This is a genomic window from Pseudocitrobacter sp. 73, assembly GCF_008369545.1.
Classification (GTDB): Bacteria; Pseudomonadota; Gammaproteobacteria; order Enterobacterales; family Enterobacteriaceae; genus Pseudocitrobacter; species Pseudocitrobacter vendiensis.
Genome location: NZ_VTZO01000003.1, coordinates 41,549 through 58,006 on the forward strand (window position 1 = coordinate 41,549; position 16,458 = coordinate 58,006).

Here is a 16,458-nt window from a genome sequence, read left to right on the forward strand (position 1 = left end):
GAGGGCGTTTTCTCATCCTCCCGCCTCCTCCCCCATAAAAAACAGGGGGGGTGGAGGATTCGCGACAACAAGGGATACCCCATAGTTCAATCCATCTTGAATGTTTCTGTTAGTGACGGGTTGTAACAAGGGAGAAGGCGATGGCAAACGTACAACTGCGAAATGTAACGAAAGCCTGGGGCGACGTGGTGGTATCGAAAGATATCAACCTGGATATCCAGGAAGGGGAGTTCGTGGTGTTTGTTGGGCCGTCGGGCTGTGGCAAATCTACACTGCTTCGCATGATCGCCGGGCTTGAGACTATCACCAGCGGCGACCTCTATATCGGGGAAACCCGGATGAACGAAATCCCGCCTGCGGAACGCGGTGTGGGCATGGTGTTCCAGTCCTATGCGCTGTACCCGCATCTCTCCGTCGCCGAGAACATGTCCTTCGGTCTGAAACTGGCGGGCGCGAAAAAAGAAGTCATTAACCAGCGTGTGAATCAGGTTGCCGAAGTATTGCAGCTGGCGCACCTGTTAGAGCGCAAACCAAAAGCGCTTTCCGGTGGTCAGCGTCAACGCGTGGCGATTGGCCGTACGCTGGTGGCGGAACCGAATGTGTTCCTGCTCGATGAACCGCTGTCCAACCTGGATGCCGCGCTGCGCGTGCAGATGCGTATTGAAATTTCCCGCCTGCACAAACGTCTGGGCCGCACGATGATTTACGTCACCCACGATCAGGTTGAAGCGATGACGCTCGCCGACAAAATCGTGGTGCTGGATGCAGGCCGCGTCGCGCAGGTCGGCAAGCCGCTTGAACTCTATCACTACCCGGCCGACCGCTTCGTCGCGGGCTTTATCGGCTCGCCGAAGATGAACTTCCTGCCGGTCAAAGTCACCGCTACGGCGATTGACCAGGTGCAGGTTGAGCTGCCAAACCGTCAACAGGTCTGGCTGCCGGTAGAAAGTAACAATGTGCAGGTCGGCGCCAACATGTCACTGGGTATTCGCCCTGAACATCTGCTGCCCAGCGACATCGCGGATGTCACCCTCGAAGGCGAAGTCCACGTTGTGGAACAGCTTGGTCACGAAACGCAAATTCATATCCAGATCCCCGCCATCCATCAGAACCTGGTCTATCGCCAGAATGATGTGGTGTTAGTAGAAGAGGGAGCCACATTCGCTATTGGCTTGCCGCCAGAGCGCTGCCACCTGTTCCGTGAGGATGGCACCGCATGTCGTCGGTTGCATAAAGAGCCCGGCGTTTGATTCCCATAACAAAGGCACAAAACCCGGCTACAAGGGTTCGTGTTTCAAAGAAAAGCAATGATCTCAGGAGATAGAATGATGATTACTCTGCGCAAACTTCCACTGGCAGTCGCCGTTGCGGCAGGCGTTATGTCTGTTCAGGCACTGGCAGTTGATTTCCACGGCTACGCGCGTTCCGGTATTGGCTGGACTGGCAGCGGCGGTGAACAACAGTGTTTCCAGGCAACAGGTGCACAAAGTAAGTACCGTCTCGGTAACGAATGTGAAACCTATGCGGAACTGAAGCTGGGCCAGGAAGTCTGGAAAGAAGGTGATAAGAGTTTCTACTTTGACACCAACGTGGCGTACTCCGTTGCTCAACAGAATGACTGGGAAGGTACTGACCCGGCATTCCGTGAAGCCAACGTGCAGGGTAAAAACCTGATTGAATGGCTGCCAGGTTCCACCATCTGGGCCGGTAAGCGTTTCTATCAGCGTCATGACGTTCACATGATCGACTTCTACTACTGGGATATTTCTGGTCCTGGTGCGGGTCTTGAAAACATTGATGTAGGTTTCGGTAAATTATCTTTGGCCGCAACCCGTTCTTCTGAAACTGGCGGTTCTTCATCTTTCGCAAGTAACAGTATTTATGATTACACCACGCGTACTGCGAACGATGTGTTCGACGTCCGCTTAGCGCAAATGGAAGTCAACCCAGGTGGTACGCTGGAATTAGGTGTTGATTACGGCCGCGCAAACCCACGTGACAACTATCGCCTGGTTGATGATGCATCTAAAGATGGCTGGATGTTCACCGCTGAACATACCCAGAGCATGCTGAAAGGCTATAACAAATTTGTTGTTCAGTACGCGACTGACGCGATGACGGCTCAGGGCAAAGGCTTATCTCAGGGTGCTGGTGTGGGCATTGATGAAAACACTGGCTTCGCTTATGACATCAATAATAATGGTAGCTTGTTACGTATCCTCGACCATGGTGCAATCTCTCTTGGAGAGCGTTGGGATCTGATGTATGTCGCGATGTATCAGGATATCGATTGGGATAACAACAACGGTACCAAATGGTGGACCGTCGGTATCCGTCCAATGTTCAAGTGGACGCCAATTATGAGCACCTTGCTGGAAGTTGGCTATGACAACGTGAAATCTCAGAACGTTGACGAAACAAATAACCAGTACAAAATCACTCTTGCACAGCAGTGGCAGGCAGGCGACAGCATTTGGTCCCGCCCGGCTATCCGTGTCTTCGCAACCTATGCGAAGTGGGATGAGAAGTGGGGTTATGACTACACTGGTAACCCAGCCACTAACACGAACTACGGTACCGCAGTTAATAAAGGCTTTAACGGCGGCTCATTCGGTCGTGGCGACAACGATGAATGGTCTTTCGGCGCACAGATGGAAATCTGGTGGTAATACTCGTTTAACCCGATGTAATGCCTGAAAAGAGGGGCGCAAGCCCCTCTCTCTTTACGCGCAGCGCGCTATTGCCTGGCGAGCGCTGAGCTCTGTATCTGAGGTAATAACAATGAAAATGAAGAAAAGTCTCATCGCCCTCGGCCTCTGCGCAGGTCTTATGGCAAGCGTACCGGCAGTCACTTTTGCAGATGTAAATTACGTGCCGCAGAACACCTCTGCCGCGCCAACCATTCCGACCGCTGCGTTACAGCAACTGACCTGGACGCCGGTGGATCAATCTAAAGTCCAGACCACAACGCTCTCCACGGCTGGCCAGAGCCTGAATGTGCCTGGTATCAGCGGCCCGGTTGCGGCCTACAGTGTGCCGGCCAACATTGGTGAACTCACGCTCACGCTGAGCAGTGAAGTCAATAAACAAACCAGCGTCTTTGCACCGAACGTTCTGATTCTGGATCAGAACATGACGCCATCAGCGTTCTTCCCGTCAAGCTACTTCACCTATCAGGAACCGGGCGTCATGAGCGCTGACCGTCTTGAAGGTGAAATGCGTCTGACGCCTGCGCTGGGCCAACAGAAACTGTATGTGCTGGTGTTCACCACCGAGCAGGATCTGCAAAAAACCACCCAATTACTGGATCCGGCGAAGTCCTACGCCAAAGGCGTCGGTAACGCGATTCCTGATATCCCGGACCCGATTGCCCGTCATATCACCGATGGCACGTTGAAGCTGAAAGTGAAAACCAATAGTACCTCCAGCGTTCTGGTTGGCCCACTGTTTGGCTCTTCCGGCCCGGCACCTGTCACGGTGGGTAACACCGCTGCACCGACTTACGCCGCACCTGCCGCCGTAGCCGCCGCACCTGCGCCAGCACCGGCGAAGAAAAGTGAACCGATGCTGAACGATACCGAATCGTACTTCAACAAAGCCATAAAGCAGGCGGTTGCGAGTGGTGATGTGGATAAAGCGTTGAAACTGCTGGATGAAGCTGAGCGCCTCGGTTCTACCTCTGCGAGATCCACCTTTATCAGCGCTGTAAAAGGCAAGGGGTAATGACATCCCCACAGTGCTGATGTTTAGGCTATGCCTTTCGGTGCGCCCCTCGGGGCGCACTTTTTTTCTGTTGTGCGACATGCTGTTGCATAACTGTTGCGTCAATGATCGTATTTAGCCATTACTGCACTCCCGCCCGCCCCATTCTGCGATACAATAGCCGCACATTATGTACTGGAGAGTCAGGCATGACGCATCCCGCACTGACGCAACTGCGTGCGCTAAACTATTTTGACGCAATCCCCTCGCTCGACGCTGAACAACTCGACTGGCTGTTGCTGGAAGATTCCATGACCAAACGCTTTGAACAATATGGTGTGGTCAGCGTCACACTGATTGACGAAGGGTTTGTCACCCGCGATGCTATAGCGGAAGAGTTACCCTTGTTGCCCGACGAGCAACGCTACTGGCTACGAGAAATATTGCTGTGTGTGGACGGCGTGCCCTGGCTTGCCGGGCGCACAGTAGTGCCGGAATCGACTTTAAGTGGCCCGGAACTGGCGCTGCAACAGCTTGGCAAGACGCCGCTGGGTCGTTACCTGTTTACGTCTTCCATGCTCACGCGTGATTTTATTGAGATAGGTTGCCATGCAGATCTCTGGGGGCGTCGTTCCCGCCTCCGGTTGAGTGGGAAACCACTGCTCCTGACCGAGCTGTTTCTGCCTGCATCGCCGTTGTACTAAGAGGAAGAGAAAATGGAGAGGAGTCTGACGCAGAATAAGCTGCTGGCCTTTCATCGCCTGATGCGTACCGACAAGCCGATTGGTGCGCTGTTGCTACTGTGGCCGACCTTGTGGGCGTTATGGGTTGCCGCGCCCGGCGTACCGCCGTTGTGGATTCTGGCGGTATTTGTCGCGGGTGTCTGGCTGATGCGCGCCGCCGGTTGCGTGGTGAATGACTATGCTGACCGTAAATTTGATGGTCATGTAAAACGCACCGCCAATCGCCCGTTACCGAGCGGTGCGGTGACGGAAAAAGAAGCGCGAACCCTGTTTGCCGTGCTGGTGCTGCTGTCGTTCCTGCTGGTGCTGACGCTTAATACCATGACCATTCTGCTCTCCGTCGCCGGGCTGGCGCTGGCGTGGGTTTATCCGTTTATGAAGCGTTATACCCATCTGCCGCAGGTGGTATTGGGCGCGGCGTTCGGCTGGTCGATCCCCATGGCATTTGCCGCCGTCAGTGAATCGCTGCCGCTGAGCTGCTGGTTGATGCTGCTGGCGAATATTCTGTGGGCTGTGGCGTACGATACGCAGTATGCGATGGTTGACCGCGACGATGACGTGAAAATTGGCGTGAAATCAACAGCAATTCTGTTTGGTCAATACGATCGCTTAATCATCGGTATTTTGCAGGTGGGCGTGCTGGTATTAATGGCGGCGATTGGTTACCTGAACGGGCTTAACTGGGAATTCTACTGGTCAATCTTCATTGCGGGCGCGCTGTTCGCGTACCAGCAAAAGCTGATTCAACACCGTGAACGCGCGGCCTGTTTCCAGGCGTTTATGAACAATAACTACGTTGGGCTGGTATTGTTTATCGGTCTGGCGATGAGTTACTGGCACTTTTAAAAAGGAAAAAAGCCGGATTTTATCCGGCTTTTTTTATGGCGGGGGCGCTGCGCTTGCCCGCCCTACAAGTTCCGAACCCGTAGGCCTGATAAGCGAAGCGCCATCAGGCGTCTTTCGGCGCCGGTTCTTCGTCCTGCGTCACACTCTCAATCGTCAAACGCACGTCCGGGGTGATGAGGTTCGCCATCATCTGGTACACCTTCATCGTCTCTTCCGGCTCGGCGTCACCGCTGTCGCTGATATAACCTTCATCACGCAGCGTCAGCACCAGCGAGGAGAACACCGCCTTGTCAAAGAACTCCGGCGAGTTAATGCCGTGCAGCACCGACAAACGTTGTGCCACGGTACGGCTCTCTTTCTCCAGCGTACTACGGTTCATCGAGGGGTTGGCGCTCAGCAGCCAGAACGTTATGGCATAACGTTGCAGCGTTTCACGCGCGCCTGCGGCCAGCAGTTGCAGGGTGCGGGAATGCGACGGATTGATGTGCAGTTCATCGCCCTGACGGGTGATCAGCGCCTGGCGTTCCATCTCATCAACCAGGGTATCAATCACCGACGCCAGCTCTGATTTTTCCCAGCGCAGGAACAGCTCAGCTTTCAGCATCGGGTAGATCACTTCAACCATGTTCTGCACATCCGCGCGAGAAACATGGCGATGCTGGGTCATGATGGTCGCCAGCAGCGACGGCATGATCAGCATATGGGCGATGTTGTTGCGGTAGTAAGTCATCAGCACCGCCTGCTCGCGCGGCAGAATGATGATATCGCCGATGGTGTCTTTCTCGACTTCGAACTTGTTCATCTGCAGCGCGTGGTCGATAAGCTCACTGGCCGTCACGTTTGGCGTGGTGGCATCCGGCGAATACGGCGCATTGCGCAGCAGCGACAGGTAACAATCCAGCTGTTGAGTCAACTGCTCACGTGTCAGAGAACGCTGACGAGATGCCAGCAGCGCGGTACAGCACAGGTTCATGGCGTTTGCCGCACCAGCGTTGTTAATGCGCACCATCAGTTCGGCGGCGATACCGTTCACCGTAGGCGTCAGCCAGGCCGGACGAATGGCTTCGATAGGATCGATAGACTCACGCCACTCCGGTACGTGATGGTTCAGGTAGTTCATCAGCGGAATTGGCTCACCGAAGTTCACGTAGCCCTGACCCAGGTTACGCAGCTTGCTCAGGCCTTTGAGCATCTGCGGCAGGCTCTCTTTCTCTTTGGTCGCGCCACGCAGCTCTTTTGCGTACGTGCCCACTTCCATCACGTGCTCGTAACCGATGTAAATCGGCACCAGTGTGATAGGACGTGTACCGCCGCGCAGCATCGCCTGAATGGTCATCGACAGGGTACCGGTTTTCGGGTCCAGCAGGCGGCCAGTACGGGAACGTCCACCTTCCACAAAGTATTCAACGGAATAACCACGGCTGAACAGCTCGCCGAGATATTCGCGGAACACGGTGGAGTAGAGTTTGTTGCCCTTAAAGGTACGGCGAATAAAGAACGCGCCCAGGCGACGGAAAATCGGGCCAGCGGGCCAGAAGTTCAGGTTGATACCGGCAGCAATGTGCGGCGGCACCAGCCCCTGGTGATAGAGCACGTAGGAGAGCAGCAGGTAGTCCATATGGCTACGGTGACACGGCACATACACAATCTCGTGGCCGTCATGCGCCAGCTGGCGAACGCGCTCAGCGTTGTGCACGTTGATACCCTGATAGAGACGGTTCCAGGTGAAGCCCAGAATACGGTCCGTCAGTCGAATCATCTCGTAGGAGAAGTTGGCGGCAATCTCTTCCATCAGCGCGATGGCGTTTTGCTGCGCTTTCTCATGAGAGATTTTTTTGCTGCGTGCTTCATCTTCAACGGCTTTGGCAATCGCACGCGAGGCGAGCAGCTTGTTGAAGAGATCCTGACGCGCTGGCAGGCGAGGGCCTACCGCGGCCAGACGCTGGCGAGCGAAGTGCATACGCGCCACGCGCGCCAGTTTTTGCGCGATAATTTTATCGGTACCGTGTTCATCGGCCATGCGGCGCAGAGAGACGGACGGTGAGAAACGCACAAAGCTGTCGCGGCCAAGCCAGGAGACGGCAAAGAATTTCTGAATGCCGTTCAGCATGCGCAGAGGCGGGTTCACCTCGCCTTTTTCACGCCCCGGACGACGACCAAACATCACCGATACCGGTACCATCTGCACGTCCAGATTCGGATTGCTGCGGTGCAGATCAAGATAGTCGTGGAACAGCTTGATAGACTCTTCTTTCGGCGTGTAATAGGTAAACACGCGCGGGCCGCCATGGATAAACACATAGCGGGGCAGTAAGGTGCCGTCGATCTCCAGCGGCTCAAGCGGGTCTGGGAGATCGTGCGCCAGGCACTGGGCGCGCAAGGTCAGTAAGTCGGCCTTAGAGTTATAAGGCAGGACGTACATGATTGGGCGCGAGGTATCGAGCCCCAATTCCTGGGCAGGCTCTGCCGGAATAGACTTGCTTTTTACCAGTATGCTTAATGGTAAATTCAGTAATTTGTAGTAAATTCGTGGCCAACCGGACATAAACGATGTAAAGCCTCTGGTTAATCATGCAAATGCGCGGCAAGAATATCAGAAAGTCAGCAGGATTTCTGTTCTACCGCCGATAACAGCTACTGTCATTGATGCGTATAACGCTAAAAGGTTCTATTTGATGGCCAATAATACCACTGGACTCACCCGAATTATCAAAGCGGCTGGTTATTCCTGGAAAGGTTTTCGCGCGGCGTGGATAAACGAAGCCGCGTTCCGTCAGGAAGGGGTCGCCTCGGTTGTGGCCATTATCATTGCTTGCTGGCTGGACGTTGACGCCATTACCCGCGTCCTGCTGATTAGCTCCGTCCTTCTGGTGATGATAGTGGAAATTCTCAATAGTGCGCTGGAAGCCGTGGTTGACCGCATTGGTTCGGAGTATCACGAACTCTCGGGGCGCGCGAAAGACATGGGGTCCGCGGCGGTATTGCTGGCGATTTTCGTTGCGGTGATGACCTGGGCCGTTCTGTTGTGGTCACATTTCCATTAAGGCTCGCAGAATCTGCGAAAACTCCTGAATTTTGTGTGTTTTGCGGTTCCAAAATAGCCATTGACTGTATATACTCACAGCATAACTGTATATACACCCAGGGGGCGGAATGAAAGCGTTAACGACCAGGCAGCAAGAGGTGTTTGATCTCATTCGAGATCATATCGGCCAAACGGGCATGCCGCCGACACGTGCGGAAATTGCTCAGCGCCTGGGGTTCCGTTCCCCGAATGCGGCGGAAGAGCATCTGAAAGCACTGGCGCGTAAAGGCGTCATTGAAATTGTTTCGGGTGCCTCGCGTGGCATTCGTCTGCTGGTTGAAGAAGAAACCGGCCTCCCTCTGATTGGCCGCGTCGCCGCAGGTGAACCGCTGCTGGCACAACAGCACATTGAAGGTCACTATCAGGTCGATCCTTCACTGTTCAAACCAAACGCTGACTTCCTGCTGCGGGTTAGCGGCATGTCGATGAAAGATATCGGTATTATGGACGGTGACCTGCTCGCGGTGCACAAAACCCAGGACGTGCGTAACGGCCAGGTGGTTGTCGCGCGTATCGACGAAGAAGTGACGGTAAAACGCCTGAAAAAACAGGGCAACGTCGTCGAACTGTTGCCTGAAAACAGCGAATTCTCTCCGATTGTTGTCGATCTTCGCCGTCAGAACTTCTCTATTGAAGGGCTGGCCGTTGGCGTGATCCGCAACGGCGAATGGCTGTAATCCTCTCCCAATAACAACGGCGCTTATGCGCCGTTGTCCGTTCTCTTATCTGTTCAGGTTCCTAACCATGTCGCTCTTCACGGCTGCCGACAAGGCATTATGGCGTCTCGCCCTCCCCATGATTTTCTCCAATATCACGGTTCCCTTACTGGGGCTGGTGGATACGGCGGTAATTGGTCATCTGGATAGCGCGGTCTATCTCGGCGGCGTGGCGATTGGCGCAACGGCAACCAGCTTCCTGTTTATGCTGCTGCTCTTTTTACGTATGAGTACCACCGGCTTAACTGCGCAGGCCTTCGGCGCGAAAGATCCCCTTCGGCTTGCCCGTGCGCTGGTGCAACCGCTGCTGCTGGCGCTGGGGGCAGGGTTACTTATCGTACTGTTCAAAGGTCCGCTGATTAATCTGGCGCTCACCGTTGTCGGCGGCAGCGATGCGGTGCTGGAGCAGGCGCGGCGCTTCCTTGAAATTCGCTGGTTAAGCGCGCCCGCCTCGCTGGCCAACCTGGTGTTGCTGGGCTGGTTGCTCGGCGTTCAGTACGCGCGTGCACCGGTAATTTTGCTGATCGTCGGCAACGTCCTGAACATCGTTCTCGATCTGTGGCTGGTGATGGGCCTGCATATGAACTTGCAGGGGGCGGCGCTGGCGACGGTGATTGCCGAATATGCCACGATGCTCATTGGCCTGCTGATGGCGCGTAAGGTGCTGGTGCTGCGCGGTATTACATCTGAAATGCTGAAGACGGCCTGGCGCGGAAATATGCGCAGCCTGCTGGCGCTCAATCGCGACATTATGCTGCGCTCGTTACTGCTTCAGCTCTGCTTTGGCGCATTAACCGTATTTGGCGCGCGGCTGGGCAGCGATGTGGTGGCGGTCAATGCGGTACTGATGACCATGCTCACTTTCACCGCCTACGCGCTGGATGGCTTTGCCTATGCTGTGGAAGCGCACTCCGGGCAGGCTTATGGCGCGCGTGATGATAGCCAGTTGCAGCAGGTCTGGCGCGCGGCATGCCGACAGGCAGGGATTGTGGCGCTGGCGTTTGCGCTGGTGTACGCCCTGGCAGGCAGCCATATCGTGGCAATGTTGACGTCACTGCCGTCGTTGCAGCAGCTTGCCGATCGCTATGTGCTCTGGCAGGCAGTCTTGCCGGTAATCGGTGTCTGGTGTTATCTGCTGGATGGCATGTTTATTGGTGCGACACGGGGTGCGGAAATGCGTAACAGCATGGCCGTGGCTGCCGCCGGGTTCGCCTTAACGCTGCTGACGGTGCCGGTATTAGGCAACCATGGTTTATGGCTGGCACTGGCGGTATTCCTTGCGCTGCGTGGCCTGTCGCTGGCGGTTATCTGGCGTCGTCACTGGCAAAAAGGCACCTGGTTTTCGCCGCAGACTTAACGGCGAGGATGGTTAAAAATTCTGAATAGTGAATCGTCAGTAATATCCTCTTCTACACTTATTATCACGTTCAGCAGAAATGAACGCCGAAGGACGAAGTGATATCTCATCCATGATCGAATGATAAGGAGCTGATGATGAACAAAGACGAACTCAGCGGTAACTGGAAACAGTTCAAAGGTAAAGCGAAAGAGAAATGGGGCAAACTGACCGACGATGACATGACCGTTATCGAAGGTAAACGCGATCAGCTGGTCGGTAAAATCCAGGAACGCTATGGATATGCTAAAGACCAGGCCGAGAAAGAAGTCAGCGATTGGGAAACCCATAACGATTACCGTTGGTAATCTCGCTGATGCGTAACGCTTAACTCCCCTCAATAAGCGTTTCTACCCGCTGGTACAAGGATGTGCCAACCCTCGAATTACCGTGCCTTTTTCTTGATCTGAATTGTGTGGTCGTGGTGGCAATGTTCATGTGAACTGCATGCCTCTACCTCCACACATTCTGCGCACAGGCCGTGCGCTTCAATTACGTTATGACGTAGGGCAAAGCCCATGCGTGCCGCGACCATATGCATAATATCTTCTACGCCTTCCGCACACTCTTCCTTCACCACGCCGCAGCGATCGCAGATGAACATTGCTGATGTATGCGTAGGTTGATCAAACAGATGGCACAGCACGTAGCTGTTGGTGGATTCCACCTTATGCACAAACCCTTGCTCGAGCAGGAATTCCAGCGCGCGATAAACGGTAGGCGGCTTGGCCTGCGGCTCTTTCAGGCGTAACAGATCGAGAAGGTCATACGCGCTGATAGCACCCTGTTGCAGGCTCAACAGACGTAGCACTTCCAGACGCTGTGGAGTCAGGCGCACGCCGCGCTGCGCACACAGCTTTTCAGCCTGCGCCAACATATCTTGCGAAGTGGTCTTATCCATTTTGCGTCCTCGCGCTACGGGGGAAATAGACCTCTACTTTACCATGTTATGGCAAAAACACCGAGTGTCTGAATAATCGCCAACCTGAGGTAAATCTTAAAGCACATCCTTAAGCCTGATTGAATGGCATAAATGCTGGGAAGCGCGGTGTCACTCATCTATAAATAGGAAGGGTAACGTTAATAAGAACGATAAGGCGAAAAGCCAGATATATCCTGCTTTTTCTCACTTCATTCCACTTTTTCGCAGCAATAGTTCCCCCTTAGGCGTTATTCGCAAGGGGCGTTTTCACCTGCAAACAAACGGTACGACTGTGAAAATAAACATTAAATATTCGCTTATTCCTTTGACGGCATCTTTATTTATGGCAAATCAGGCGCATGCCGCCAACACCTGGTCAGAAGCGCGGAATGACGCGATGGGGGGCACCGGCGTTGCGTCGGCAAATTATGGGAGCGGCGTGCTGATTAACCCGGCGCTGTTGGCGAAAGCCAAACCAGACGATGACATTACGGTAATTCTTCCTGCCGTGGGCGCGCAAATTACCGACAAAGACAATCTTCAGGATGAAATCGACGAGATTAATGACAAAGTGAATAACTATCGCGGCGTACTTAATGACCTCACCTTGCAGGATATTCTGCTCGACCCGCAGGGTACGTTAGGGCAGTTTCAGGGCGCGGCAGGCGATCTGGCCAGCGAGCTGGATTATCTGAAGGGTAAAACCGCGCGCGCCAGCGGAGGAGCAGGGATTGCCGTCAGTATTCCAAACGACGTGCTCTCGGTGGCGTTTGTCACTAAAGCCTACGCGCATGGCCGGGTGAGTTCCGCAATCGATCAGGGCGATATCGACTATCTGCGTGGGATCGAAGGCAGCCAGGTGACGGCGATTACCGAGGCCGGGAAAGCCGTTGTGGGAGGCTCGGACGAAATCACCAAACACCTCAATTCTACCGCATCGGGCCGGGTGGCGATTGTCTCTGACTACGGCGTCGCCGTGGCGCGGCAATTCGACGTGGGCGATGTGCCCGTTTCAGTCGGCATCACGCCAAAGCTGCAAAAAACCTGGCTCTATAACTACACCACCTCTATCTACAATTATGACAGCAGCGACTGGAACAGCAGCCGCTACCGCAACGATGATACCGGCTTTAACGTCGATGCCGGTATTGCAGCAGACTTTGGCGAGAACTGGACGGTGGGCGTAAGCGGGCAAAACCTGATCTCCCGGGATATCGACACCAAAGATGTCTTCATCACCAATGGCGAAACGGGCGTGACCACCAACTATAAAGACACCTATCAGATTCGCCCGCTGGTGACCGCGGGGGTGGCGTGGCATAACGATTTGGTGACCGTGAGCGCCGATGGCGATTTGACTGAGACGAAAGGCTTTAAAAGCGAGGATAACTCGCAGTATGTTGGCGTCGGGGCGGAAGTTCGTCCGCTCGACTGGCTCGCCGTGCGCGCCGGTTATCGTGCGGACGTGAAGAATAATGACAGTAATGTCTTCACCGGCGGTGTGGGTTTCGCGCCGTTTAACCGCGTGCATGTCGACCTGATGGGGCTGGTTGGTGAAGATGAAACCTGGGGGGCTGGCGCGCAGTTAAGCGTCACGTTCTGACGTGCGTTGTTAAATATGGGGCCTGGCTGTCACATTATGAACGACGCGGCCCCTGATTTGACCTTAGGTTATTGTGGCGCTATCGCTCTCTGGATTATTTGATGAAGGCTATGATCACGAATTTGTTCGGGGTCGCCCTTCACATAAGTGAGCAACTGATTGCGGGACAACCAGTTGCAATGCGATGGCTGGATTCGCTCGATAATTTCTTCACTCTCGAGGATAAGTTCCTTCCAACTCAATGGTTCAGAAGGCTCCAGTGCTGAAATCTTTCGAGCGAGCGCATAGAGCCAAAGATTCACTTGATGTGCATTACTGAAGGCTTTCCAGTCTCTCTGAGCACCCAGGGGCAACCTGATATTACGCGCCAATGCATCAAATACTTTTCGAAGCTCTTTGAGAATATACTCCTGATCTCCCGAGCTTAAATATCGTGTCACTGCAGCCAGCTCATCAGTGAATGCCCCGTCCGCTTCTGGGGTGAAACCAATACTGTCGTTTTTGAGCGCAGATCGCCATTGAGTCAGCAGCTCTGTTAGCCAATGGCGGGCGACCTGGCTGATATCGATAGTCTTTTGCTCCAGCATGGGGATAAGCATGGACTCAAGAATCCAGGGCGTGAAATGGTGTAACCTACCAAGGCGGCCACGGACGGGTTGAAGGATATTCTTGAGTTCCTCATCTGTGAGTGGAGCATTCAATGACTGGGTTAATGCGTTGATGAGCTGTGGCTTAGCTGCAGAATTGAGGAAATTAGCTTCATTAATCAGCCAGCACAGGATAGTTCGTCGTACAGTCGCGGATTCGATGTAGTCAATTTTTGAGAGCGTTTCGATCTCCCAATCGCCTTTATTAATAGCGCTTTCAAGAGCGTGAAGCCCTATCCAGACAATGATACTTGCCTTGCTCTGCAATAGTGCGTCGATTTCTTCATGATGCTTGTCGAAGCTAACACACAAACAAATATGTTTAAGAGTTTCAACCACCAGTGCATGGCTGCGAGGATATTCGATTGGTTTAGAGAGTATCGCGTCCAGCCAGCTGATTAACTGCTTTGGTGCATGTGACCATAATAATTTTATCGCGTAGTAGTCGCTCCATGACGTCCCTACGGGCGAGTATTGGAATATATCGAAGGGGTCAGTTTTCGAAAGCAATAATGTGGTGAGTGCCTGTGAACGGTAGTACTCAATATCTAGCTGTGCTTTCGTGTGGCGTGGCGGTAGCGCATTTGCCCGGCTAGGGGAAATATGCTCCAGAAGAGCAAGCGTAACGTGGGGAGATAACAATGGCTGCTCTTTATTGTAGAACCCACCCGCGTAGCGACTCGCTGGAGAATGGGCTATTACATAACCAAGGGCGTCCCAGGCTGAAGAAAAATCGGCAAATGACAACCCATCAGTCCAAAATTTGGCTGGGAGAGAGTCAAAGCGCTCAGGGTCAAGCCGCCCCTCCTTAACGTATCCTTTGGCACCCATCTGTTCCATGAGTGCCGCGCCTGATAAACCAGAGAGCTGATCATCATCAAGCCACCAGGCCAGGACATAACCTGCGTATGGCGGTTCGTCGAATGATTTGTGGTGTATTAAGTCCTTACGCTGGTCTTCCTCGCGTGCTTCGATTTCATCAGAATTGAAAACTATATTTGCAGGGGGTTGAGTCTTACCGTCGCTATGGAGTGTACTTTGGATGATCTGATCAATGTACTCAAACACATGCGGCATCACGTCAAGAGGGATTGGGGTCGCTAAGAGGGGATGGTTTTCGCTAGCTCTCTGAATAGAGTTGGAAAGATGATATCCTGCGAGTGGCTGACCATTTGCTGACCTTATAAGGATCATACGGTCGTGCAGTTTGCTTTCCGGCACTGCAAGTACCTTGAGCCTAACGCTTCCATAGTAGCCATTATTCCAGTCCGAGCATCTCGCCAAAAGCTTCTCAATACGGCTATGTTGACCGTTCAGTTTAGTACAAACATTATTCGATATTCTCTCTGTTGTGATGATTAGATAATCAGCACGGGTGGTACCTAAGCGATTGAGAAGGTCGATGCCGACGTCCTCCATATACGGGTCGATCCACGCTATTCTCGCATCGTGGTGCCGTTCGAAAATGTTTTTGAGCCAATCTTTCAACTCAAGACGACTCATACCATTACTATTGTCGAGTGTGGGAAAGAACTGACCATCAGATTTCCTCGGGTGTAACTGTTCGACTCTGTTCTGGATAAGCCTGTTGAGTGGAACCCATGGATCTCTCATATTCCCACCCATTGTTGATCGGGAAGGTGTAACGGCACGCCCAATATATCCTGCAGCTTCCAGCCTGGCTTTCTCCTTTTTAGGTACTTTTTTTGCCAACCATGTGAACTGATCAGTAGCCCTAATAGAGTCCATTATCTGCGTATTGAGATGCATTTCGCGCAAAAAGTGCGCGCCGATTTGAAGCAGAAGGAATGACGGTTCCCCATTAATACCAGGTGTATAGATTTCCATCGTATAAGCTGTGCAGGCCTGATTTTGAATCGCATTGATTTCAAATGTGTGGTGAAGGGGATAAGAGGCGTTCTTATTGAGTGTGGTGATGTACGAAAATTGAGTGCTGTCATCACTGAATAATTTAATAATAACCAGTAGATCTGAAGGTTCACGGGTCAGTGGTTCAAATAATGTCAATGATGACTGCGGTCCCTTTAGATAAATCTCATATTTGCGTCGTTCTGCGGTATTAAGACCCGGAGCGCAAATTAACTCAAAATCCCCGATTCGCCAGGCGTCGATTCCAGAGAACTCCAGACCAGTATCTGCATCCAATGCCTGGAATGCGGCTTCGGCAATCGCTTTGTCATATCCTTCTGGGGTGCTGAATACCCTTGGTTTACCTTCAGACAAAATTGCGGCGCTATCCACACTGCAAAAGCTGGTTGGACTGAGATGACGGGACTTGAATCGATAGTAATCGCGTGTCGGCAAATGCATTACTGGGCGAATGATGCAGTTCTCACCGAATTTACAGTTACCCACCGAGTTAGCTAATTTGTCATTGATACTCAGCCCTGAGAGCAAGCTGGCTTTCTCAAGTGTTGAACCGTTGGTGAAGTGCTCGATGAAAAGTTTCAATTTCTTCGCTGAGGTAAGCACTGTTAAGGCGTGAGTCTTGATCGAGATACTTTCATCGAGTTGAGTTTTGCTACTAACCGTACCGCTCCAGCGGTCCGACTGGAAGGTTCCCGGTAGCGACCGTCCGTACAAAAAGCGTCGCTCACTCACACCTTCACGTTCAATCTCTAGTACCCATAACTGGCTGACGGTTAAGTTGTCGTTATCTCCGAATAGGTCATATAACCTGGGGTCCGTAAGTAACGTGTACAATGTGCTGTTCATAAACTCTCCTTGTCACTGCGCATAAGTAAAGTAGAGGTGGAGACAACGTATTTATGGGCAAT

General features: G+C 53.0%; 13 protein-coding genes. 10 read left to right on the forward strand and 3 right to left on the reverse strand.

Annotation, left to right across the window (positions count from 1 at the left end; translation table 11 throughout):
* Positions 1–140 precede the first annotated feature (140 nt).
* From malK to ubiA, 5 genes are all read left to right on the forward strand, one after another.
* The gene (gene malK, locus F0Q32_RS02125; protein ID WP_015966337.1) at positions 141–1,250 is read left to right on the forward strand and encodes a maltose/maltodextrin ABC transporter ATP-binding protein MalK; all 1,110 of its coding nucleotides are present in this window, start codon (positions 141–143) and stop codon (positions 1,248–1,250) included.
* A 75-nt stretch (positions 1,251–1,325) separates the two neighbouring features.
* Positions 1,326–2,669 (forward strand): maltoporin, encoded by a 1,344-nt coding sequence (locus F0Q32_RS02130; protein ID WP_149461772.1) that lies wholly within the window; start codon positions 1,326–1,328, stop codon positions 2,667–2,669.
* A gap of 112 nt (positions 2,670–2,781) precedes the next feature.
* Complete coding sequence (malM, locus tag F0Q32_RS02135; RefSeq protein ID WP_149461773.1) at positions 2,782–3,723, forward strand: maltose operon protein MalM; 942 nt, start codon at positions 2,782–2,784, stop codon at positions 3,721–3,723.
* A 188-nt stretch (positions 3,724–3,911) separates the two neighbouring features.
* Positions 3,912–4,406, forward strand: coding sequence for a chorismate lyase (ubiC, locus tag F0Q32_RS02140; RefSeq protein WP_149461774.1), 495 nt, complete (start codon positions 3,912–3,914; stop codon positions 4,404–4,406).
* 12 nt (positions 4,407–4,418) lie between these two features.
* Positions 4,419–5,291 (forward strand): 4-hydroxybenzoate octaprenyltransferase, encoded by an 873-nt coding sequence (gene ubiA, locus F0Q32_RS02145; RefSeq protein ID WP_149461775.1) that lies wholly within the window; start codon positions 4,419–4,421, stop codon positions 5,289–5,291.
* A 103-nt stretch (positions 5,292–5,394) separates the two neighbouring features.
* Here ubiA and plsB read toward each other — a convergent pair whose 3' ends face one another.
* Positions 5,395–7,836, reverse strand: coding sequence for a glycerol-3-phosphate 1-O-acyltransferase PlsB (gene plsB, locus F0Q32_RS02150; protein WP_149461776.1), 2,442 nt, complete (start codon positions 7,834–7,836; stop codon positions 5,395–5,397).
* A gap of 130 nt (positions 7,837–7,966) precedes the next feature.
* On the opposite strand from plsB, the gene F0Q32_RS02155 reads away from it, so the two are divergent.
* From F0Q32_RS02155 to F0Q32_RS02170, 4 genes are all read left to right on the forward strand, one after another.
* Positions 7,967–8,335: a diacylglycerol kinase gene (locus F0Q32_RS02155; protein ID WP_113859023.1), complete on the forward strand. Its 369-nt coding sequence runs from the start codon at positions 7,967–7,969 to the stop codon at positions 8,333–8,335.
* 109 nt (positions 8,336–8,444) lie between these two features.
* On the forward strand, positions 8,445–9,053 hold the full coding sequence (gene lexA / locus F0Q32_RS02160) for a transcriptional repressor LexA (RefSeq protein ID WP_108476009.1): 609 nt from the start codon (positions 8,445–8,447) through the stop codon (positions 9,051–9,053).
* A gap of 67 nt (positions 9,054–9,120) precedes the next feature.
* Positions 9,121–10,449, forward strand: coding sequence for an MATE family efflux transporter DinF (gene dinF / locus F0Q32_RS02165; RefSeq protein WP_149461777.1), 1,329 nt, complete (start codon positions 9,121–9,123; stop codon positions 10,447–10,449).
* Between the two features lie 137 nt (positions 10,450–10,586).
* A complete protein-coding gene (locus F0Q32_RS02170; protein WP_015966328.1) occupies positions 10,587–10,796 on the forward strand; it encodes a CsbD family protein in 210 nt (69 codons plus the stop codon).
* A 77-nt stretch (positions 10,797–10,873) separates the two neighbouring features.
* Here F0Q32_RS02170 and zur read toward each other — a convergent pair whose 3' ends face one another.
* Positions 10,874–11,389: a zinc uptake transcriptional repressor Zur gene (gene zur, locus F0Q32_RS02175; RefSeq protein WP_149461778.1), complete on the reverse strand. Its 516-nt coding sequence runs from the start codon at positions 11,387–11,389 to the stop codon at positions 10,874–10,876.
* Positions 11,390–11,753: 364 nt separating this feature from the next.
* On the opposite strand from zur, the gene F0Q32_RS02180 reads away from it, so the two are divergent.
* A complete protein-coding gene (locus F0Q32_RS02180) occupies positions 11,754–13,013 on the forward strand; it encodes a conjugal transfer protein TraF (RefSeq protein ID WP_370516865.1) in 1,260 nt (419 codons plus the stop codon).
* 68 nt (positions 13,014–13,081) lie between these two features.
* On the opposite strand, the gene F0Q32_RS02185 is transcribed toward F0Q32_RS02180, so the two are convergent.
* Positions 13,082–16,396, reverse strand: a complete 3,315-nt coding sequence (locus tag F0Q32_RS02185) for a VPA1262 family protein (protein ID WP_149461780.1) — start codon at positions 16,394–16,396, stop codon at positions 13,082–13,084.
* Positions 16,397–16,458 lie beyond the last annotated feature (62 nt).

Excerpts from the sequence above, each read along its gene's own strand:
- plsB (WP_149461776.1), bottom strand. The coding sequence starts at position 7,836 with ATGTCCGGTTGGCCACGAATTTACTACAAATTACTGAATTTACCATTA.
- F0Q32_RS02155 (WP_113859023.1), top strand. The coding sequence starts at position 7,967 with ATGGCCAATAATACCACTGGACTCACCCGAATTATCAAAGCGGCTGGT.
- malM (WP_149461773.1), top strand. The coding sequence starts at position 2,782 with ATGAAAATGAAGAAAAGTCTCATCGCCCTCGGCCTCTGCGCAGGTCTT.
- F0Q32_RS02180 (WP_370516865.1), top strand. The coding sequence starts at position 11,754 with ATGGCAAATCAGGCGCATGCCGCCAACACCTGGTCAGAAGCGCGGAAT.
- F0Q32_RS02185 (WP_149461780.1), bottom strand. The coding sequence starts at position 16,396 with ATGAACAGCACATTGTACACGTTACTTACGGACCCCAGGTTATATGAC.
- ubiA (WP_149461775.1), top strand. The coding sequence starts at position 4,419 with ATGGAGAGGAGTCTGACGCAGAATAAGCTGCTGGCCTTTCATCGCCTG.
- dinF (WP_149461777.1), top strand. The coding sequence starts at position 9,121 with ATGTCGCTCTTCACGGCTGCCGACAAGGCATTATGGCGTCTCGCCCTC.
- F0Q32_RS02130 (WP_149461772.1), top strand. The coding sequence starts at position 1,326 with ATGATGATTACTCTGCGCAAACTTCCACTGGCAGTCGCCGTTGCGGCA.
- lexA (WP_108476009.1), top strand. The coding sequence starts at position 8,445 with ATGAAAGCGTTAACGACCAGGCAGCAAGAGGTGTTTGATCTCATTCGA.
- ubiC (WP_149461774.1), top strand. The coding sequence starts at position 3,912 with ATGACGCATCCCGCACTGACGCAACTGCGTGCGCTAAACTATTTTGAC.
- F0Q32_RS02170 (WP_015966328.1), top strand. The coding sequence starts at position 10,587 with ATGAACAAAGACGAACTCAGCGGTAACTGGAAACAGTTCAAAGGTAAA.
- malK (WP_015966337.1), top strand. The coding sequence starts at position 141 with ATGGCAAACGTACAACTGCGAAATGTAACGAAAGCCTGGGGCGACGTG.
- zur (WP_149461778.1), bottom strand. The coding sequence starts at position 11,389 with ATGGATAAGACCACTTCGCAAGATATGTTGGCGCAGGCTGAAAAGCTG.